The organism is Janthinobacterium sp. HH106 (assembly GCF_001758725.1).
In the GTDB taxonomy this organism is placed as follows: Bacteria; Pseudomonadota; Gammaproteobacteria; order Burkholderiales; family Burkholderiaceae_D; genus Janthinobacterium.
The window spans coordinates 1-19321 of record NZ_LRIC01000008.1; the positions used below are offsets into that span (position 1 = coordinate 1).

20 protein-coding genes and 1 tRNA gene are annotated in these 19321 nt (G+C 61.1%); all 21 read right to left on the minus strand.

Translation table 11 applies throughout. The features are described from left to right. Nucleotides 1–146: 146 nt before the first annotated feature. Nucleotides 147–222: transfer RNA gene (locus JAB8_RS04310), tRNA-Gly, on the minus strand. A gap of 162 nt (nucleotides 223–384) precedes the next feature. Further along, on the minus strand, nucleotides 385–969 hold the full coding sequence (gene pgsA / locus JAB8_RS04315) for a CDP-diacylglycerol--glycerol-3-phosphate 3-phosphatidyltransferase (RefSeq protein WP_034749601.1): 585 nt from the start codon (nucleotides 967–969) through the stop codon (nucleotides 385–387). Between the two features lie 127 nt (nucleotides 970–1096). Continuing rightward, nucleotides 1097–2977 (minus strand): excinuclease ABC subunit UvrC, encoded by a 1881-nt coding sequence (gene uvrC / locus JAB8_RS04320; protein ID WP_070288650.1) that lies wholly within the window; start codon nucleotides 2975–2977, stop codon nucleotides 1097–1099. Nucleotides 2978–2984: 7 nt separating this feature from the next. Continuing rightward, nucleotides 2985–3386, minus strand: coding sequence for a holo-ACP synthase (acpS, locus tag JAB8_RS04325; protein WP_070288651.1), 402 nt, complete (start codon nucleotides 3384–3386; stop codon nucleotides 2985–2987). Nucleotides 3387–3400: 14 nt separating this feature from the next. Beyond that, a complete protein-coding gene (gene pdxJ / locus JAB8_RS04330; RefSeq protein ID WP_070288652.1) occupies nucleotides 3401–4162 on the minus strand; it encodes a pyridoxine 5'-phosphate synthase in 762 nt (253 codons plus the stop codon). A 35-nt stretch (nucleotides 4163–4197) separates the two neighbouring features. Next, nucleotides 4198–5034: a DNA repair protein RecO gene (gene recO, locus JAB8_RS04335; RefSeq protein ID WP_070288653.1), complete on the minus strand. Its 837-nt coding sequence runs from the start codon at nucleotides 5032–5034 to the stop codon at nucleotides 4198–4200. A 28-nt stretch (nucleotides 5035–5062) separates the two neighbouring features. Then, complete coding sequence (gene era, locus JAB8_RS04340; RefSeq protein ID WP_034749612.1) at nucleotides 5063–5965, minus strand: GTPase Era; 903 nt, start codon at nucleotides 5963–5965, stop codon at nucleotides 5063–5065. Between the two features lies 1 nt (nucleotide 5966). Then, nucleotides 5967–6782 (minus strand): ribonuclease III, encoded by an 816-nt coding sequence (rnc, locus tag JAB8_RS04345; protein WP_070223860.1) that lies wholly within the window; start codon nucleotides 6780–6782, stop codon nucleotides 5967–5969. A gap of 92 nt (nucleotides 6783–6874) precedes the next feature. Next, complete coding sequence (gene lepB, locus JAB8_RS04350) at nucleotides 6875–7795, minus strand: signal peptidase I (protein ID WP_070288654.1); 921 nt, start codon at nucleotides 7793–7795, stop codon at nucleotides 6875–6877. Between the two features lie 3 nt (nucleotides 7796–7798). Then, nucleotides 7799–9589, minus strand: coding sequence for a translation elongation factor 4 (lepA, locus tag JAB8_RS04355; protein WP_070223864.1), 1791 nt, complete (start codon nucleotides 9587–9589; stop codon nucleotides 7799–7801). Nucleotides 9590–9906: 317 nt separating this feature from the next. Beyond that, the gene (locus tag JAB8_RS04360; RefSeq protein ID WP_070288655.1) at nucleotides 9907–10152 is read right to left on the minus strand and encodes a glutaredoxin family protein; all 246 of its coding nucleotides are present in this window, start codon (nucleotides 10150–10152) and stop codon (nucleotides 9907–9909) included. 54 nt (nucleotides 10153–10206) lie between these two features. Next, complete coding sequence (locus tag JAB8_RS04365) at nucleotides 10207–11703, minus strand: DegQ family serine endoprotease (protein ID WP_070288656.1); 1497 nt, start codon at nucleotides 11701–11703, stop codon at nucleotides 10207–10209. A gap of 234 nt (nucleotides 11704–11937) precedes the next feature. Further along, complete coding sequence (locus JAB8_RS04370; protein WP_070288657.1) at nucleotides 11938–12261, minus strand: sigma-E factor negative regulatory protein; 324 nt, start codon at nucleotides 12259–12261, stop codon at nucleotides 11938–11940. Nucleotides 12262–12333: 72 nt separating this feature from the next. Beyond that, nucleotides 12334–12957, minus strand: a complete 624-nt coding sequence (gene rpoE, locus JAB8_RS04375) for an RNA polymerase sigma factor RpoE (RefSeq protein WP_070223871.1) — start codon at nucleotides 12955–12957, stop codon at nucleotides 12334–12336. Nucleotides 12958–13023: 66 nt separating this feature from the next. Next, nucleotides 13024–13554 carry a hypothetical protein gene (locus JAB8_RS04380; protein ID WP_139142943.1) on the minus strand — a complete coding sequence of 177 codons (531 nt, stop codon included), beginning with the start codon at nucleotides 13552–13554 and terminating at the stop codon, nucleotides 13024–13026. A gap of 121 nt (nucleotides 13555–13675) precedes the next feature. Next, a complete protein-coding gene (gene fabF, locus JAB8_RS04385; RefSeq protein ID WP_070223875.1) occupies nucleotides 13676–14926 on the minus strand; it encodes a beta-ketoacyl-ACP synthase II in 1251 nt (416 codons plus the stop codon). Nucleotides 14927–14955: 29 nt separating this feature from the next. Continuing rightward, nucleotides 14956–15195 (minus strand): acyl carrier protein, encoded by a 240-nt coding sequence (gene acpP / locus JAB8_RS04390; RefSeq protein WP_008449912.1) that lies wholly within the window; start codon nucleotides 15193–15195, stop codon nucleotides 14956–14958. 178 nt (nucleotides 15196–15373) lie between these two features. Beyond that, entirely contained in the window at nucleotides 15374–16117 is a 744-nt protein-coding gene (gene fabG / locus JAB8_RS04395) for a 3-oxoacyl-ACP reductase FabG (RefSeq protein WP_070223877.1), read from the minus strand. A gap of 49 nt (nucleotides 16118–16166) precedes the next feature. Further along, nucleotides 16167–17108, minus strand: a complete 942-nt coding sequence (gene fabD, locus JAB8_RS04400) for an ACP S-malonyltransferase (protein WP_070223879.1) — start codon at nucleotides 17106–17108, stop codon at nucleotides 16167–16169. A gap of 32 nt (nucleotides 17109–17140) precedes the next feature. Beyond that, entirely contained in the window at nucleotides 17141–18139 is a 999-nt protein-coding gene (locus tag JAB8_RS04405; protein WP_070223881.1) for a beta-ketoacyl-ACP synthase III, read from the minus strand. Between the two features lie 15 nt (nucleotides 18140–18154). Then, nucleotides 18155–19222 carry a phosphate acyltransferase PlsX gene (gene plsX, locus JAB8_RS04410; RefSeq protein ID WP_035820253.1) on the minus strand — a complete coding sequence of 356 codons (1068 nt, stop codon included), beginning with the start codon at nucleotides 19220–19222 and terminating at the stop codon, nucleotides 18155–18157. Between the last annotated feature and the right edge of the window lie 99 nt (nucleotides 19223–19321).

The window sequence follows — 19321 nt, forward strand, 5'->3', positions numbered from 1 at the left end:
ACTCTCGACCTCAACCTTGGCAAGGTTGCGCTCTACCAACTGAGCTACTCCCGCAGTGGACAACATTGTATCAGAAGCTCTACTACATCGCCAGTACTACTTTTTACTGCATTTGCTGTTTTTACCTATGACACGATCCAGAAAACTGGAGCGGGAGAAGAGTCTCGAACTCTCGACCTCAACCTTGGCAAGGTTGCGCTCTACCAACTGAGCTACTCCCGCGTCATCAACAACAGGCCAGCATTATAGAGGGATTACAGGGGCTGTCAACGGGCAATATCTGGTCTTTTGCAAAATATTTGGGGTCAGACCCTTTGGGTCTGACCCCAGCTCTTGCGTTTGGGTTAAAAAGACGCCAGCCCAATGCTATCGGCGTCCATCACCTCAATGCAAATTGCCCGCTTTTTCCTTGATGAGCGGCCATGCCAGGCGCAGGTAATAGAACATCGACCACACCGTCAGCACGCAGGCGATCCACAGCAGCTTCTCGCCCCACACATGGGTGTCGATCGCGCCGAAGATCACTTCGTGGTACAGCAGCAAGGGAATGGCCGTCATTTGCGCGGCCGTCTTGATCTTGCCGATCGAGCTGACGGCCACCGATTTCGATGCACCGATCTGCGCCATCCATTCGCGCAAGGCGGAAATGGTGATTTCGCGGCCGATGATGATGAAGGCCAGCACGGCATTGACACGGTCCAGCTGCACCAGCACCAGCAAGGCGCCCGCCACCATCAGCTTGTCGGCCACGGGGTCGAGGAAGGCGCCGAAGGCCGAGGTCTGGTTCCAGCGCCGCGCGAGAAAACCGTCGAACCAGTCGGTCACGGCCGCAACGATGAAGACCAGGGTGGCAACCAGGTTCTGGTCGCCATGCAGCAGCATCGACGGCGGCAGGTAAAACACGCCGACGACGAGCGGGATGAGGGCCACGCGCAGCCAGGTCAAAAGGATGGGAATATTAAAAGGCATAAGAGAGCAATCGGCCGACGGGTAAATTGAGCATGAAGAAAGCGTGAAGAAAGCGCCACTAGTCTACATGGCCCCGGGGTATTAGCCTAGTCCGGTTGCCGCAGCGCCGGACCAGGCCACCTGTTCATTAATGCAGCTGCTTGTAGATTTCTTCCGCCAGCTGCGTGGAAATCCCCTCCACCGACATCAGGTCCTCGACGCTGGCGTCGACCACGCCGCGCAAGCCGCCAAAGCGCGACAGCAGTTTCTGGCGGCGCTTGGCGCCGATGCCTTCGATCTCTTCCAGGCGCGAGGTCTGGCGCGTCTTGGCCCGCTTGGCGCGCATGCCCGTGATGGCGAAGCGGTGCGCCTCGTCGCGGATCTGCGCGATCAGCATCAGCGCCGCCGATTCCTTGCCCAGTTCCTGCGCCGGACGGCCATCGACGAACAGCAGGGTTTCCAGGCCCACCTTGCGCCCTTCCCCCTTGGCCACGCCGACAATCAAGCTGATATCGAGTCCCAGCTCGGCGAACACCTGGCGCGCCATTTCGATCTGTCCCTTGCCGCCGTCGATCAGCACCACGTCGGGCATCACGCCGTCGCCATTGGCCACCTTTTCGTAGCGGCGCATCAAGACCTGGCGCATGGCCGCGTAATCGTCGCCGGGCGTGATGTCGTTGATGTTGTAGCGCCGGTATTCGCCGTTCTGCATGGCGTGGTGGTGGAACACGACGCACGAGGCCTGCGTCGCTTCGCCCTGCGTGTGGCTGATGTCGAAACACTCGACGCGCAGGCTGTCGAGGTCTTCCGTTTCCAGGCGCAGCGCCTCGGCCAGCGCGCGCGTGCGCGACTGCTGCGAACCCTGCTCGGACAACAGGCGCGCCAGCGAAATCTCGGCGCCCTTCTGCGCCATTTCCAGCCACTGGCGGCGCTGCCCCTGCGGCTGGAAGATCAGGTTGATGCGGTGGCCGCACTGCTCCATCAGCGCCACCATCAGGGCCGGCTGGTCGAATTCGATATTCAGGATCAGGGTGCCGGGAATGAATTTTTCCGTGTAGTGCTGGGCCAGGAAGGCAGCCAGCACCTCCACCTCGATGGCTTCTTCGGCAATCGCCGCCGCATCGCTGAGCTGGCTGGGGAAATACGCGCGGTCGCCCAGGTGGCGCCCGCCCCGCACCATGGCCAGGTTGACGCAGGCGCGCCCGCCCTGGACCAGCACGGCGATGATGTCGACGTCGGCGTCGCCCGTCGTCTCCATGCTCTGCTGGTGCAGCACGCGCGACAGCGAAGCGATCTGGTTGCGCACCACCACGGCTTGCTCGAATTTCAGTTCGGCGGCAAACGCGTGCATCTTCTTTTCCAGGTCGGCCATCACCTCGCTCTGGCGCCCGCGCAGGAAGCGCGCCGCGTTTTCCACGTCGTTTTTATAATCTTCCTTGCTGATCAGGTTCACGCACGGCGCGCTGCAGCGGCCGATCTGGTGCAGCAGGCAGGGCCGCGTGCGGTTGGCGTAGACGCTGTCCTCGCAGGTGCGGATCAGGAACACCTTTTGCAGGATCTGCATCGATTCCTTGACGGCCCAGGAACTGGGGAACGGCCCGAAATACTGGTTTTTCTTGTCCACCGCACCCCGGTAATACACCATGCGCGGCGCGTCGCCATTGGTGATTTTCAGATACGGGTACGATTTATCATCGCGGAACAGGATGTTGTAGCGCGGCTGCAGCGCCTTGATCAGATTGTTTTCCAGGATCAGCGCTTCCGCCTCACTGTGCGTGACGGTCGTTTCCAGGCGCGCGATGCGCTCGACCATCATGGCGATGCGGGGGCTGGCCAGGTTTTTCTGGAAATAGCTGGACACGCGTTTTTTCAGGTCGCGTGCCTTGCCGACGTACAACACCTTGTCGGCGGCGTCGAAATAGCGGTACACGCCGGGCAGGTTCGGCAGCTTGGCAACGGTGGCCAGCACCTGCGCGCGCGGGTCGGGTGGCGTTTCCGCCAAGGAAGGTTCTGGGCTTGCTTCGGTCATTGCTGGCTCATTCTTGCACTGCTTGCTCCACGATCACGAACGCGACCGCATATTCTTCTTCATCGCTGATCGTCACTTGCGCGCTCAACCGGTTTTTTTCCATGAAATCCGCCAGCACACCGCTGCAGACGATCATCGGCTTGCCGCTGGGGTGGTTCAGCATCTGCGCGGCGGGCCACGTCATCGGCATGCGCAAGCCCAGACCGATGGCCTTGGAAAACGCTTCTTTTGCGGCGAAGCGCGTGGCGAGAAAACGCACGCCGCGCACGGCATTCTTGGCGCTGCGGGCGCGGAATTTTTCCAGCTCCTGCGGTCCCAGTATCTTTTTGGCGAAACGCTCGCCGTGGCGCGCCAGGGCCGCCTCGATGCGGGGAATCTTGCAGATATCGGTGCCGATGCCGTAAATCACGCCGAGCTCCCTTGTCAGGCCCTGTAGCCCAGGCGCGTGGCCACCATGATGGCCTTCATTTCGCGCACGGCGTTTTCCCAGCCGACAAACACGGCATGGGCGACGATGGCGTGGCCGATGTTCAGTTCGGCAATATCGGGAATCGCGGCAATCGCCTGCACATTGGTGTAATGCAAGCCGTGGCCCGCATTGACCTTCAAGCCGCGGCCCACGCCGAACAGCACGCCGGCCTTGATGCGTTCCAGCTCCGCCAGCTGTTCCGCGCCTTGCGTATCGGCGTAGCGCCCCGTGTGCAGTTCGATCACGGGCGCACCGAGTTCGGCGGCGGTGGCGATCTGTTGCTCATCGGCATCGATGAACAGGCTCACGCGGATGCCCTCGCCTTGCAGCTGCTGCACGGCAGCCTGCACTTCCTTGAAGTAGCGCACCACGTCCAGGCCCCCTTCCGTCGTCACTTCCGTGCGTTTTTCCGGCACCAGGCACACGTCGGCCGGGCGGATGCCGCAGGCGAAGTCGATCATTTCCTGCGTCACTGCCGCTTCCAGGTTCATGCGCGTGAGCAACTGCGGCGCGATGGCGATCACGTCCGCATCCTTGATGTGGCGGCGGTCCTCGCGCAAATGCAGGGTGATGGCGTCGGCGCCCGCCTGTTCGGCCAGCAAGGCCGCGCGGATCGGGTCCGGATACGCGGTGCCGCGCGCATTGCGCAAGGTGGCCACGTGGTCGATGTTGACGCCCAGGTCGATGACGGGGCCGGCAGGCTGCAAAAAGCTCATAGTGATGGTATCCGTAAAGTGCTGTAGCGCAACCGCTACAACTGCATTAAATCGATCAGTATCTGGCGCGTGTTCAAGGTGGCGCCTCCCAGTTGATGGGCCAGCAAAAAACGCATCAGCAGCTTGCTTTGCGCCTGCGTGGCCAGGTCACAATAATCTTCGCGCTCCATGTCGAGCAGGGTCTTGCCCGTGATCTTGGGCCAGGCGTCGGCGGCGCGCGCCGGGCGCGGTCCCCGTTCCGGGTCGACCACGTATACCTGCCCCGCTTCGACGGCCTGGCGCGTGCCCGTGCAGCGCGTCAGGTCGGCCGCCACGCCCGTTTCCTTGAGCAGCGCGCGCTCGAACTTGCGCAGCACGATGGGCGGCGGCTCATTGTGCGCCAGTTGATTCAAGGTGGCAACGTAGTGGTCGAACAGGACGGGATGCGGATCGTCGCGCGCCAGCAGTTTGACGAGCAATTCGTTCAGATAGAAGCCGCACAGCAGGGCCGTCTTTTCCAGCGGCAGCATGCCGCCCACCCATTCCGCGCCCGTCAGGATGCGCAGTTCGGACTTGCCCGTCCAGCCCGCCTGCAGCGGCTGGAACGTCTGCAGCACGCCGCGCAACTGCGAATGGGGCCGCTTGGCGCCCTTGGCGACGAGCGCGATGCGGCCGTACTCGCGCGTAAACACGTCGACGATGAGGCTGGTTTCTTTATGCGGATAGCTGTGCAGCACGAAGGCTGGCTGGCCCGTGATGCGACCGTCGCGCGCGGGCGGACGGCTGCGCCGGGGTGCTGCGGAAGGTGCGGCCGGCGGCGCGATGGCCGCCGGCGCGGGGACAACGGGTGAGGCTGGCGCGGGATCGTGCAGCGCTGGCGTGGTGGTGCTCATGCGTGTGGTGTCGCCCCCGGGTTGCGGATTACTCGTAGCCGTAGGCGCGCAAGCCCGCCTCGTTGTCGGCCCAGCCCGACTTGACCTTGACCCAGATTTCCAGGTACACGGGGCCGCCGAACAGTTTTTCCATATCCAGGCGGGCCTGGGTGGAGACTTCCTTCAGGCGCGCGCCCTTGTTGCCGATGATCATGGATTTATGCGTATCGCGCTCGACCAGGATGGCGGCGAACACGCGGCGCAAATCGCCTTCCTGCTCGAATTTCTCGATCAGCACGGTGCTCGTGTACGGCAGTTCGTCGCCGACGAAGCGGAACAGTTTTTCGCGCACGATTTCCGAGGCGAGGAATTTCTCGCTGCGGTCCGTGATGTCGTCCGGGCCAAAGATGGGCTGGTTTTCCGGCAAGAAGCGCTTGATCTCGTTCTGCAGGCCTTCCAGCTGGAAATGCAGCTTGGCGGACACAGGAACAATGGCGGCGAAGTCGCGCATGGCGGCGATCTTTTGCGCGAACGGCAGCAGCACGGCCTTGTCCTTGACCCTGTCCGATTTATTGATGACGAGGATGCACGGCACTTCCTTCGGCAGCAGGTCCATCACTTGCTGGTCGGCCGGGCCGAACGTGCCCGCCTCGATCACGTACAGGATCACGTCCGAGGAAATCAGCGTGTTCGTGACGGTCTTGTTCAGCGTCTTGTTCAGCGCGTTCGAGTGGCGCGTCTGGAAGCCGGGCGTGTCGACGTAGATGAATTGCGCGTCCGGCACCGTCTGGATGCCCGTGATGCGGTGGCGCGTGGTTTGCGCCTTGCGCGAAGTGATGCTGACCTTCGCGCCGATCAGCACGTTCATCAGGGTCGATTTGCCCACGTTGGGGCGGCCCACGATGGCGATATAGCCACAGCGGAAGTTGTCGGGCATTTTGGTGGCTGTCATGCTAGTGTCGATTCTGTTTAGTGTGAGCGGCGATCGCCGGGGCAGCCGGGGCTGGCGCGTCGTCGCTCTGGATGGTGGCAATGCCGGCCAGCTTGAGCTGGGCGGCGCGCGGTTTGGGCTTGCGGCTGGCGGCAGGCGACTTCAACAGCGCCTGCTCGGCCACGTCCAGCGCCAGTTTGGCGGCGGCTTGCTCACCGGCGCGGCGGCTTCCGCCACGGCCGTAAACCTGGATGTTCAATTTCGGCACCAGGCATTCGATCTCGAATTCCTGGCTGTGGGCGGCGCCATGGGTAGCCACCACGTTGTACTGTGGCAGCGAAATTTTCTTGCTCTGCAAAAACTCCTGCAGCAGGGTCTTGGCATCCTTGCCCAGCGTTTGCGGATCGACCGAGTCGAGGATGGGAATGTAGAAGGCGCGGATCACCGTGCTGGCGGCGTCAAAACCCGTGTCGAGGAAGATGGCGCCCAGCAAGGCTTCCAGCGTGTCGGCGAGGATCGACGGACGGCGGAAGCCGCCCGATTTGAGCTCGCCTTCGCCCAGGCGCAAAAATTGCGACAATTCCAGCTTTTGCGCGATTTCATACAGCGACTGCTGCTTGACCAGGTTGGCGCGCAAGCGCGACAGGTCGCCCTCGTCGATGGTCTTGAAACGTTCGTACAGGATGGAGGCGACCACGCAGTTGAGGATGGAGTCGCCGAGGAATTCCAGCCGCTCGTTATGCAAACTGCTGTGGCTACGGTGCGTCAAGGCTTGCTGCAACAGGCCAGCATCCTGGAACGTATAGCCTAAACGGGTTTGCAATAGCTGAAGATTCATTGTTGTTTCTGTGTCATCTGAGTAATTCGGCTGGCCGCCGCGCGGGGAGTCGGCGCGGCAGCCATGGTTGGTCCATTACAGACCAGGCCGGCTTAGTGTATGCCGCCCACGCGTTTCGGATTGCTGAAGTTCATCCACACCAGGAAAGCCTTGCCGACGATATTCTCGTTCGGCACGAAACCCCAGTAGCGGCTGTCCGCGCTATTGTCGCGGTTATCGCCCATCATGAAGTAATTGCCTTGTGGCACCACACACGTGAAGCCGTCTTCGTTGTAGTTGCACGCCTCCTTGTGCGGGAAATCCTTCACTTCGCGCAAGTTCAACGTGGGAGCGGGCTCGTCGTTGAGGATGCGGTGGCTCACGCCCGTCAGGTTTTCTTCCAGCTGCTTGTGGTAGACCGTGCTTTCGTCATCGAGGTAGTCGTCCAGCGGGGTGTACGCCACTTCCTTGCCGTTGACCGTCAAGCGCTTGTTTTCATAGGTGATTTTATCACCGGGCACCCCGATCACGCGCTTGATATAGTCTTGCGACATATCTTTCGGATACTTGAACACCATCACGTCGCCGCGCTGCGGATCATTGACTTCAATGATGCGCTTGTTGACGATCGGCAAACGAATGCCATAGGTGAACTTGTTTACCAGGATCAAATCGCCGACCAGCAAGGTCGGCACCATCGAGCTCGACGGGATCTTGAACGGCTCGTACAGGAACGAACGCAGGCAAAACACGAGGGCGATGACGGGAAAGAAGCTGCCCGAATACTCGACCCAGGTCGGCTGGCGCAACAGATCTGCCTCGATGGCGGCGCGGCGGCTGCTACTACCATCGGACTTGATGCCTTCAGCCAACGACTTCGCTTGACGCTCATCGAACTCGGCCAGGGCACGGTCGGCCGCCTTGCGGCGCTGCTTGGACAGATAAAATACATCCAGGCACCAGACCAGGCCCGTCAACACCATCAGCACGAACAGGATTAAAGCGAAATTTCCTAAAATCACTTGCAGGTTCATTGATTAACCATCCACTTGTAAAATTGCCAGGAATGCCTCTTGCGGGATCTCCACGGAACCCACTTGCTTCATGCGTTTCTTACCCGCTTTTTGTTTTTCCAGCAATTTCTTCTTGCGGCTGATATCGCCGCCATAGCACTTGGCCAGGACGTTCTTGCGCAAGGCTTTCACGTTCTCGCGCGAAATGATGTTCGCGCCGATGGTCGCCTGGATGGCCACATCGAACATCTGGCGCGGAATCAGTTCGCGCATCTTGGCAGCCACCTGGCGGCCACGGTACTGGCTGTTCGAACGGTGAACGATGATGGCCAGCGCATCGACTTTTTCGCTGTTGATCAGCATGTCGACCTTGACCACGTCGGCCGCGCGGTATTCCTTGAACTCGTAATCCATCGAGGCATAGCCGCGCGACGTCGATTTCAGGCGGTCGAAGAAGTCCAGCACGATCTCGGCCATCGGCATTTCATACACGAGCTTGACCTGGCGGCCGTGGTAGCTCATGTCCATCTGGATGCCGCGCTTGCCGATACACAGGGTGATCACGGAGCCCACGTATTCCTGCGGCATGTACAGATTGACCGTGACGATAGGCTCGCGCACTTCCTCGATGCGCGACGGATCGGGCATCTTCGACGGATTGTCGACGTTGATCATGGTGCCGTCGCGCTGGATCACTTCGTACACCACGGTTGGCGCCGTGGTGATCAGGTCCATGTCGAATTCGCGTTCGAGGCGCTCCTGCACGATTTCCATGTGCAGCAAGCCCAGGAAGCCGCAGCGGAAGCCGAAGCCCAGCGCCTGCGACACTTCCGGCTCGTACATCAGGGCCGCATCGTTCAGTTTCAGCTTTTCCAGCGAGTCGCGCAGCGCGTCGTACTGGTTCGCTTCCACGGGGAACAGGCCGGCGAACACTTGCGGCTGCACTTCCTTGAAGCCAGGCAATGGCGCGGCGGCAGGACGGTTGGCCAGAGTGACGGTATCGCCCACTTTCGCCGCTTTCAATTCCTTGATGCCGGCGATGATGAAGCCCACCTGGCCTGCCGACAACTGCGGCAAGGATTGCGAACGGGGCGAAAACACGCCGATGTCTTCCACCAGCTGCACCGAATCGGTGGCCATCAGGCGGATCTTGTCTTTCGGTTTCAGGGTACCGTTGATCACGCGCACCAGCATGACCACGCCCACATAGGCGTCATACCAGGAGTCGACGATCAGCGCCTGCAGCGGTGCATCGGGGTCGCCCTTCGGTGGCGGCACCTTGACGATCAGCTGCTCGAGCACGTCCAGCACGCCGAAGCCCGTCTTGGCCGAGCAATGCACGGCGTCGGCCGCGTCGATGCCGATCACGTCTTCGATCTCGGCAATCGCGCTCGGTGGATCCGCGTTCGGCAAGTCGATCTTGTTCAGGACGGGCACCACTTCCACGCCTAGGTCCAGCGCCGTGTAGCAGTTGGCGACCGTTTGCGCTTCCACGCCTTGCGATGCATCCACCACCAGCAGCGCGCCTTCGCACGCCGACAGCGAGCGCGACACTTCATAGCTGAAGTCGACGTGGCCGGGCGTATCGATCAGGTTCAGGTTGTAGATCTGGCCATCGCGCGCCTTGTAGTGCAGGGCCGCCGTTTGCGCCTTGATGGTAATGCCGCGCTCGCGCTCCAGATCCATCGAATCGAGCACCTGCGCCTCCATCTCGCGGTCGGACAAGCCGCCGCACAATTGAATGATGCGGTCAGCCAGGGTCGATTTACCGTGGTCAATATGGGCGATGATGGAGAAGTTGCGTATGTTGTTCATTAACTAATATAAGTGCGAAGTTGACGACACTGCTTTAACAGGAATCAGGGGGATCATGTCCGGGCCAAACAGGGCCAAAACCAGGCGCCCCACTCATGATGAAAAAAGCGCTCCGAGCAGGACATCTGCATGCCCAGGCGAGCGCTTTTGAAGCGACAGAAGCTGCTGCCTCGGACAGTAGCTTTTTCGACCTCCCCATTTTACCGGATTTCAGAGTAGAAAGCCCGTCTTATGAGGCCGGCACCGGGGCAAGCCGATATTTTCGGCTGTTTTCAGCACCAGAATGGTGCAATGCAGTGTCAATATTGACAGTTAAACTACATCAGGCTGCGCCGCACGGCCGCCTCGTCGAGAAAATAATGGCAGAGCTCGGGCTGCGCCAGGTCGCCGAACAGCACCGGCACCAGCTCGTCGAAACGGGCCAGCAGGGAGGCGTCGGGCGAGGCGTCGATGTCGATCACCTCCACCGTGAACGGTTTGCCGGGCGGCTGCAGCAGGAGCAAGGCGTCGAGCATGTCCTGGCAAAGGTGGCAATAACTGCGGGAATAGAGCGTGAAGTGCATGGAAAAGAGAAAAAGGCATCCCGGCCACAGCCGGGATGCAGGTGAATCAGAACCTTACTTCGCCGACGGGCGCAGCGAAACGAATTGCGCTACGTCGCCACGGCGCACCAGCACGGCCGACGTCTTTTTCGGATCGAGCTTGGCCACGAGGGCGTTGAACTGCTTGGCGTCTTTCACGGCAACGTTATTCAGCTGCAAGATCACGTCGCCAGGCTGCAGGCCGGCCAGAGCGGCCACGCCATCGGCCTCGTCAACCTGCACGCCGGCGTCGATCTTCAATTCCTGTTTCTTCGCGGCCGGCACGTCGCTGACCTTCAGCCCCAGTGCATTGACGGCTTGCGCTTCCGGCTCCCTGGCGCCCTTCTTCGCCGTTTTCTCGCTTTCCAGTTCGACGACGGTGACGGGAATGTCCTGCTGCGCACCCTTGCGCCAGACGGTGAGCGTGGACTTGCCGTTGACGGGAGCGCCGCCCACCAGACGCGGCAGGTCGGACGAACGCTCGATCGGCGCGCCGTTGAATTTCAGGATGATGTCGCCCGGCTTGATGCCCGCCTTGTCGGCCGGACCGCCCGGCTCCACCATCGACACTTGCGCGCCCTTGGCATTCGGCAAGCCCAGCGATCCCGCCACGTCCTTGCTCACTTCGCCGATCTGCACACCGATGCGGCCGCGCACGACCTTGCCCGTCTTTTTCAGCTGCTCGCCTACGCGCATGGCTTCATCGATGGGCACGGCAAATGAAATGCCGTTGTAGGCGCCGGACAGGGTAGCGATCTGCGAATTGATGCCGATCACTTCGCCGCGCATATTGATCAGGGGACCGCCCGAGTTGCCGGGATTGACGGCAACGTCGCTCTGGATCAACGGCAGGTAGTCGCCCGTGTCGCGCGACTTGGCGGAAATAATGCCGGCCGTCACCGTGTTTTCCAGGTTGAACGGCGAGCCGATGGCGATCACCCATTCGCCCACGCGGATCTTGTTCGAATCGCCGATAGTCAGGCGCGGCAGGTTGCCGCCCTCGATTTTCAGCAGGGCTACGTCGGTGCGCGCATCGGCGCCGATCACCTTGGCCTTGAATTCGCGCTTGTCCGTCAGCGTCACGTAAACCTCGTCGGCGCCATCGACCACGTGGGCATTGCTCAGCACGTAGCCATCGGCCGAGATGATGAAGCCGGAACCGACACCGCGCTGCACTTCCTGTTCCTGCGGCACGGCGCGGCGGCCGCCACGCGGCGCCTGCTGGCGCGGCGTCGGCATGGTGCCGCCGAAGAAGCGGCGCAGGAATTCCTGCATTTCCTGCTCATCCTGACTGCCGGCGCCGGCGCCGCCCATTCTCAGGCGTTCGGTGGTGCGGATATTCACCACGGCCGGGCCAACGGCGTCGACCAGGTCCGAGAAATCAGGCAGTTTCACTGCCGGCACGGCGGCCTGCGCCTGTGGCGCCAGGCCCAGCATGGTGGGAGCCAGAAACACGCCAGCGGTACCGAACAATAAGGCGGAAAGCGTCTTTACTGAAAACGACTTGCTGGCGGCACACATGTTTTTTTTCATGGAAAGGATCTCTTCGAATATATAAACGGATCAAAACGCGAATCAGGCGATTGCCTGCGTGCACGATTGGCCGTCATGACGGCGTCCCCGGGGCAAACCCATCCGGTTGCGCGCATGGCAGCAACAATATATCGCAAAAGCAAGATATTGCCTGCACACAGTGTCAATCGTACCGAAGGCCAGTGTCAAGAGGGCGACAGGAACGTTAAGCCTGGCATAAGATGGCGAAACGCCCTAGCGCTGCGCCAGCGGCCCCGCCTCCAGCGGCTCGGCTGCACCCGGCGGCACGATGGCGGCGGACAGGGGCAGCAGCGGTTCCGCATGGGCAGGCGCCGACTCGGCGGCCAGGCGGCTGGCCAGGCGTGCATCGAACTGGGCGCTCAGTGCATGGCCGCACTGCTCCGAGCGCAGCACGTCACCAATATGGCGATAGACATTCCAGGCTTGCCTCCCCTCATCCGTGTCGAGGGCGGCAAAAGCCAGTTCGAGTTCGCTCGCCGCCAGCTCGCCATCGGCCAGGGCGGAAATAGTCTCGTGCAATCGTGTGTGCGTATCCATGATGGGTCCTGCCATTTCAAGAGGATCGGTGCGAAAACCGGGCGCAGCCATGCCAACCTCATACTCTTCAGATTACCAGCGCTTGTCAATTGGCATGTCCAGCAACGGTTTCAATTTTTCCGCAATCACTTCGCGCGCGCGAAAAATCCGGCTGCGCACGGTGCCGATGGGGCACGCCATGATCTCCGATATTTCTTCATAGCTCAGGCCCTCGATCTCGCGCAGCACGATGGCCGTGCGCAATTCGATGGGCAGCACATCCATGGCCGCATTGACGGTGGCCGCAATCTGCTTGCTCGCCAGCACCGATTCCGGTGTATTGTTGTCACGCAATTTATTGCCATCATCGAAGGACTCGGCCTGCTCGGCGTCGGCATCGCTGGACGTGGCGGCGCGCCTCCCCTGCGTGACGAGATAATTCTTGGCCGTATTGATGCCGATGCGGTACAGCCAAGTATAAAAGGCGGCATCGCCGCGAAAATGGCGCAGCGCCCGGTATGCCTTGATAAAGGTTTCCTGCACCACATCTTCGGCCTCCGCCGGGTCGTGCACCAGGCGCGACACGAGGCGCATCAAGCGGCGCTGGTATTTCGATACCAGCACATCGAATGCCCGTTTGTCGCCAGCCTGCACCCGCTCGACCAGTAACTGATCATACTCGCGCTCTGTCCTCACGCCCAATGTCCCTGTAGTCATGCAGCGTGGGCGCCTGTATGGATATAGAGTTGGCCCGCTGCAAGAAGTTCAGTGTTCGCCCCACTTTTATTCGTCCCCACTCCGCGCCGCAATGGCCCGGCACGCCACGGCCAGCGGGCGGAAGGCGGGGCAGCCGCCGCCGCGCTGCACCAGCACCTGCGTGCGCCGCCCCGCGGCATCGGCCAGGCACAGCACCAGCAGCGACGGCCACAGGGTCGAGCCCGGCAACAGACGCAGTCCTGACGGCGGCGACGGCCCCGGGCCGGGCGGCGCCGCCACCCCGCCGGCATCCGCCCCTGGCGCTCCGCCATGCTCCAGATATACCGCCAGCCGCAATTGGCCAACCGGCGAAATATCAAGCGTCTGCGGCTTTCTGCGCCTGCGCAGCAAAGCGAGCAACAACACGCCGCCAGCCGTGCTCAGCAACGCACCGGGCCAGCCCAGCGCATAGCCGCCCACCAGTTGGCCAGGCACCGCCGCAGCGCGCCACGCACCGCTCAGGGGCCAGGCGGCCAGCAAGGCACACAGTCCCAGCGCCGCTTGCAACAGACGCAAACAGACAGGCGTGCGAATGACAGCCGCTACTGCGATTGACATACTTCATGGGAAAAAAAAGGCGCGCCGGCAACATGCCGGGCAAATTCAGGCGCCAACGAACGTTGGCGCCGAATCAGCGCTCACTACGATTTGACCGTAGCGAGCGCTTGAAAGTTCCTGCTTATTTCGCTTTACCGAAAATCAGTGTGCCATTCGTGCCGCCGAAGCCGAACGAATTCTTCACTGCATAATCGATCTTCATATCCCGCGCCGTGTTGGCACAGAAATCGAGATCGCAAGCCGGATCCTGGTTGAAGATGTTGATGGTCGGTGGCGACACCTGATGGTGCAATGCCAGGACCGTAAACACCGCTTCCAGACCGCCCGCGCCGCCCAGCAAATGGCCCGTCATCGACTTGGTCGAGTTGACAACCAGATTCTTGGCGTGCTCGCCGAAGGTGCGTTTGATGCCCATCACTTCCGCCACGTCGCCTTGCGGGGTCGACGTGCCGTGCGCGTTCAGGTACTGAATCTGATCCGCGTTCAAGCCGGCGTTGTTGAGGGCCGCGATCACCGATTTGCTGCCGCCGCTGCCATCTTCCAGCGGCGAGGTCATGTGATAAGCATCTGCGCTCATCCCGAAACCATGCACTTCGGCATAGATCTTGGCACCACGGGCCACCGCGTGCTCGTAGTCTTCCAGCACCATGACGCCAGCGCCCTCGCCCAGCACGAAGCCGTCGCGGTCGGTATCCCACGGACGCGATGCCGTTGCCGGATCGTCGTTGCGGGTCGACAAGGCGCGCGCCGAGGCGAAACCGCCCAGGCCCAGCGGCGACACGGTCGATTCAGCGCCACCGGCGATCATGACGTCGGCATCGCCGTACTCGATCATGCGCGCTGCGGCACCGATGCTGTGCAAACCGGTGGTACACGCCGTCACGATCGCCAGATTCGGGCCCTTCAGACCATATTTGATCGAAAGGTTGCCAGAGATCATGTTAATGATCGAGGCAGGCACGAAAAAGGGCGAGATACGGCGCGGACCGCGCTTTTCGTACTCGGACTTGGTTTCCTCGATCAGCGGCAAGCCGCCGATACCGGAACCGATGATCACGCCGATGCGCTCGGCGTTTTCTTCGGTCACTTCCAGGCCGGAGTCCTGCATCGCCTGGATGCCGGCAGCCATGCCGTAATGGATAAAGGTATCCATATGGCGTGCTTCCTTACCGGAGATATACTCTTCGATATTGAAGCCTTTGACTTCACCGGCAAAATGCGTGGTGAATGGCTGTGCATCAAACTTGGTAATCGTGGCAATGCCGGATTTACCTTCAATGATTGCGCCCCACGCCTCGGCAATAGTATTGCCGACAGGTGAAACGCAGCCCAGGCCGGTGACAACAACACGACGGTTTTTAGAACGGCTCAAGCGATTCTCCTGAAGTCGGTCAGACAGGCTTAGGCCTTGACGTGTGCGGTGGCGTAGTCGATCGCCTGTTGCACGGTGGTGATTTTTTCAGCTTGTTCGTCAGGGATTTCCATTTCGAATTCGTCTTCCAGGGCCATGACCAGTTCCACGGTGTCCAGGGAATCGGCGCCGAGATCGTCGACGAAGGAGGATTCGATTTTGATGTCTGCTTCTGCAACGCCCAGTTGCTCAGCGACGATTTTCTTAACGCGTTGTTCGATATCCGACATGTTATGGCTCCAAAGTGTGTGTTACGGAAAGTGCGCGCATTTTATCAGGTTTGCGCGTCCGAATACTAATTTCGGTGTCTGCTGCTAATTCGACCGAAGCTGCTGCTAAAAGATGCGATTATAGACAAAAACGGCCATTGAATGATGCCACAAACGCCCGCCCCGTCTAGCTTTCACATCAATTCATGTACATACCGCCGTTCACGTGCAGGGTGGTGCCCGTGATGTAGGCCGCTTGCGGCGAGGCCAAAAAGGCCACCGCCGCCGCCACGTCTTCCGGTTTGCCCAGGCGGGACAGGGGAATTTGCGTCAACAGGGCCGCGTGCTGCTCTTCGCTCAGGGCCTTGGTCATGTCGGTATCGATGAAGCCAGGGGCGATGCAGTTCACGGTAATGTTGCGGCTGCCGATTTCGCGCGCCAGGGCGCGGCTCATGCCTTCCACGCCGGCCTTGGCCGCCGCGTAATTCATTTGCCCCGGATTGCCCGACGACGCCACCACCGACGTGATATTAATGATACGCCCAGTTTTGGCTTTCATCATCCCGCGCAGTACGGCGCGCGACAGGCGGCCGACGGCCGACAGGTTCGTGGAAATCACGCTGTCCCACTCTTCATCCTTCATGCGCATGGCCAGCTGGTCTTGCGTAATGCCCGCGTTATTGACGAGGATGGACAGGCTGCCGTAGGCTTTCTGCACTTCATCGACGACGGCTGCGCAGCGCGCCGCATCGGTCACGTTCAGGACCAGGCCCTTGCCCGTGACGCCTTCGGCGGCCAGGTAATCGGTGATCGCTTGCGCACCGCTTTCCGAGGTGGCGGTGCCAACCACGGTAGCACCCTGTTTGCCCAGTTCGGTGGCGATGGCGCGGCCGATGCCGCGCGAGGCGCCCGTGACCAGCACGACTTGATTTGCTAAATTCATGAGTATCCTTAAAAGCAAGCGCGGCAGGCAGGCTGCCGCGATCTGATGTTTATTTGAGCTGCGTCAAAATGCGTTCCAGCGAAGCCTGGTCGACGATGGCGTCGCCCACCAGCACGGGATCGATGCGCTTGGCCAGGCCCATCAGGACCTTGCCCGGGCCGCATTCGATCACTTGCGTGATGCCGTCTGCCGCCACTTTTTGCATGGTTTCCACCCAGCGCACGGGACTGGCTGCCTGGCGCACGAGCGCATCCTTGATGCCGGCGACGTCGTTGACGATGGCCACGTCGACGTTGTTGATCAGGGCGATCTGCGGCGCGGCGAACGTCAGGCCGGCCATGTACTCGCGCAAGCGGTCCGATGCCGGTTTCAGCAGCGACGAGTGGAATGGCGCGGAAACGGGCAGCTTCATGGCGCGTTTGGCGCCCTTGGCCTTGGCCAGTTCGCAGGCGCGCTCAACGGCCGCCGTGTGGCCGGCGATGACCACTTGCGCCGGCGCATTGAAATTGACGGGCTCGACCACCAAGGCCGGGTTTTCCGCCGCCGCTTCCGCACAGGCGGCGCGCACGTCATCATCCGACAGGCCCAGCACGACAGCCATCGTGCCCTGCCCTACCGGTACGGCTTCCTGCATGGCTTGCGCGCGGAAACGCACGAGCGGCACGGCATCCTTGAACGAGATCACGCCAGCGGCGACCAGCGCCGAATATTCACCGAGGCTGTGGCCGGCCACGACCGTCGGCACGGGGCCGCCGGCCGCCAGCCAGGCGCGGTAGAAGGCCACGGCCGCCGTCAGCATCACCGGTTGCGTATTGGTGGTCAGGTCCAGCTCTTCCTTCGGACCTTCGGCGATCAGCTTGCCCAGGTCGCATTGCAGGGCGTCCGACGCTTCGGCGACGGTTTGCGCAACCACGGGGTTGCCGGCGAAACCATCGAGCATCGCAATCGCTTGCGAGCCTTGGCCTGGGAAAACAAATGCAAATTGTGTCATGTCGACTCCGTTTTTTTAATAGTGTTGCGGGATTACATGCGCGCCAGCACGGCGCCCCAGGTAAAGCCGCCGCCCACGCCTTCCATCATGACGTTGTCGCCCTTCTTGACCCTGCCATCGCGCACGGCGATGTCGAGCGCCAGCGGGATCGAAGCGGCCGAAGTGTTGCCATGCTGGTCGACGGTGACGACCATCTTGTCCAGCGGCAAACCGAGTTTCTTCGCCGTGCTGTTCATGATGCGGATATTTGCCTGGTGCGGGATCAGCCAGTCGATCTGGTCCGACGTCATGTTGGCGTGTTCGAGGGCTTCGTGCGCGACCTTTTCCAGCACGGACACGGCCAGCTTGAAGACGGCCGGGCCATCCATGTACAGGAAGGCGCTGCCGTCCAGCGCGCCGCCAGCCAGGCTGCCCGGCACGCTGAGGATGTTCGAATGGCGGCCGTCCGCGTGCAGCTTGGTGGCCAGAATGCCCGGTTCTTTCGATGCCGTCATGACGATGGCGCCGGCGCCGTCGCCGAACAGCACGCAAGTGCCGCGATCGTCGAAATTGAGGATGCGCGAAAACACTTCGGCGCCGATCACCAGCACGTTTTTATGCATGCCCGATTGAATAAAACTGTCGGCCGTGGCCACCGCATACACGAAACCGCTGCAGACGGCTTGCACGTCGACGGCGGCGCAATTGTTCGTGATGCCCAGCTTGTTTTGCACGATGCAGGCGGTGCTGGGGAAGCTGCCGAAGAAGTCGGGGGTCGAGCTGGCGACGATGATCAGGTCCAGGTCGTTGCCGTTCAGGCCGGCCATGTCCAGGGCCTTTTTGGCCGCTTCCACGCCCAGGTCCGAGGAGTTTTGCGTTGGCGCCGCGTAGTGGCGCGCCGAGATGCCGCTGCGCGACACGATCCATTCATCCGACGTCTCGATGCCCTTGGCGGCCAGCTGTTCGGTCAAGTCCTGGTTGGTGACGCGCTTCTCCGGCAGGTAGCTGCCGGTACCGATAATTTTGCTGTAAGTTTTGCTAAAAACAGTCATGCAAGTACCCGTCCACTAAATGGTAGAGCTTGTTGATGTAGGTTCATCCGGAACTGGCGTGCGCGGCATCAACTCGGCGATCAGGCTGGCCAAGTGCGCTTGCACGTCATTTTTTGCCGCATCAAAGGCGCGGCGCAAGGCCCATTCGAAGGAATAAGCATCGGCGCTGCCATGGCTCTTGAAGACGAGGCCACGCAAGCCCAGCAGGCTGGCGCCGTTGTAACGCGAAGGATTCAAACGGTTGCCGATGGCTTTCAGGGCCCCGCGGGCGATCAGCGCGCCCAGCATGGTAATCGGATTGCGCTTGAATTCGGAAGTGAGCACGTCTTTCATGAAGCGCGCCAGGCCTTCGATGGCCTTCAGGGTCACGTTGCCGACGAAACCGTCGCAGACGACGATATCGGTCGTGCCTTTGAAGATATCGTTGCCTTCCACGTTGCCGTAGAAGTTCAGCGCGCCACGCTCGTGGTCGGCCTGCAGCAGCTTCGAGGTGAGTTTCACCACTTCATTGCCCTTGATATCTTCCGTGCCCACGTTCAGCAAGCCGATCGTGGGACGTTCGATACCCTCCATGGCGGACACGAGCACGGAGCCCATGATGGCGAACTGGTGCAAGTGATGCGGTTCGCAATCGACGTTGGCGCCCAGGTCCAGCATGTAGGTCGGGCCGTTCTTTTGATTCGGCAAGATGCTGCAGATGGCCGGGCGGTCGACGCCGGACATGGTTTTCAATACGTAGCGCGACACGGCCATCAGGGCTGCCGTATTACCGGCGGAAACGGAGGCTTGCGCCACGCCGCTCTTGACCTGTTCGATGGCCACGCGCATGGAGGAATCCTTCTTGCGGCGCAGGGCCACTTCCAGGGGATCGTCCATGGTAACTTGTTCGGAGGCATGCAATACCGACAGGCGCGGATGCGTGTCGGCTTTATGTTTCTTCAGTTCGGCACGAATCACGTCTTCCAATCCAACAAGGATCAGTTCGGCTTCAGGCTCATGTTTTACGAAGGAAATTGCTGCGGGGATAGTGACTGAGGGACCGTGATCTCCGCCCATGCAGTCGATAGAAATTTTGATTGTCATTTGTGTTGATTCAATACCGCTGCGGGCGTGCGGCAAGATGTGAATCGGACTGGAGCATATGCAGGGCGCAGCATGTCATGCACAGGCCTGGACAGCGTG

Coding starts and splice junctions, on each gene's coding strand:
- JAB8_RS04380 (WP_139142943.1), bottom strand. CDS start 13,554: ATGTCAATCGCAGTAGCGGCTGTCATTCGCACGCCTGTCTGTTTGCGT.
- fabG (WP_070223877.1), bottom strand. CDS start 16,117: ATGAATTTAGCAAATCAAGTCGTGCTGGTCACGGGCGCCTCGCGCGGC.
- JAB8_RS04365 (WP_070288656.1), bottom strand. CDS start 11,703: ATGAAAAAAAACATGTGTGCCGCCAGCAAGTCGTTTTCAGTAAAGACG.
- fabD (WP_070223879.1), bottom strand. CDS start 17,108: ATGACACAATTTGCATTTGTTTTCCCAGGCCAAGGCTCGCAAGCGATT.
- pdxJ (WP_070288652.1), bottom strand. CDS start 4,162: ATGAGCTTTTTGCAGCCTGCCGGCCCCGTCATCGACCTGGGCGTCAAC.
- JAB8_RS04405 (WP_070223881.1), bottom strand. CDS start 18,139: ATGACTGTTTTTAGCAAAACTTACAGCAAAATTATCGGTACCGGCAGC.
- rnc (WP_070223860.1), bottom strand. CDS start 6,782: ATGAATCTTCAGCTATTGCAAACCCGTTTAGGCTATACGTTCCAGGAT.
- uvrC (WP_070288650.1), bottom strand. CDS start 2,977: ATGACCGAAGCAAGCCCAGAACCTTCCTTGGCGGAAACGCCACCCGAC.
- pgsA (WP_034749601.1), bottom strand. CDS start 969: ATGCCTTTTAATATTCCCATCCTTTTGACCTGGCTGCGCGTGGCCCTC.
- era (WP_034749612.1), bottom strand. CDS start 5,965: ATGACAGCCACCAAAATGCCCGACAACTTCCGCTGTGGCTATATCGCC.
- lepB (WP_070288654.1), bottom strand. CDS start 7,795: ATGAACCTGCAAGTGATTTTAGGAAATTTCGCTTTAATCCTGTTCGTG.
- JAB8_RS04370 (WP_070288657.1), bottom strand. CDS start 12,261: ATGGATACGCACACACGATTGCACGAGACTATTTCCGCCCTGGCCGAT.
- lepA (WP_070223864.1), bottom strand. CDS start 9,589: ATGAACAACATACGCAACTTCTCCATCATCGCCCATATTGACCACGGT.
- JAB8_RS04360 (WP_070288655.1), bottom strand. CDS start 10,152: ATGCACTTCACGCTCTATTCCCGCAGTTATTGCCACCTTTGCCAGGAC.
- plsX (WP_035820253.1), bottom strand. CDS start 19,222: ATGACAATCAAAATTTCTATCGACTGCATGGGCGGAGATCACGGTCCC.
- recO (WP_070288653.1), bottom strand. CDS start 5,034: ATGAGCACCACCACGCCAGCGCTGCACGATCCCGCGCCAGCCTCACCC.
- rpoE (WP_070223871.1), bottom strand. CDS start 12,957: ATGACTACAGGGACATTGGGCGTGAGGACAGAGCGCGAGTATGATCAG.
- acpP (WP_008449912.1), bottom strand. CDS start 15,195: ATGTCGGATATCGAACAACGCGTTAAGAAAATCGTCGCTGAGCAACTG.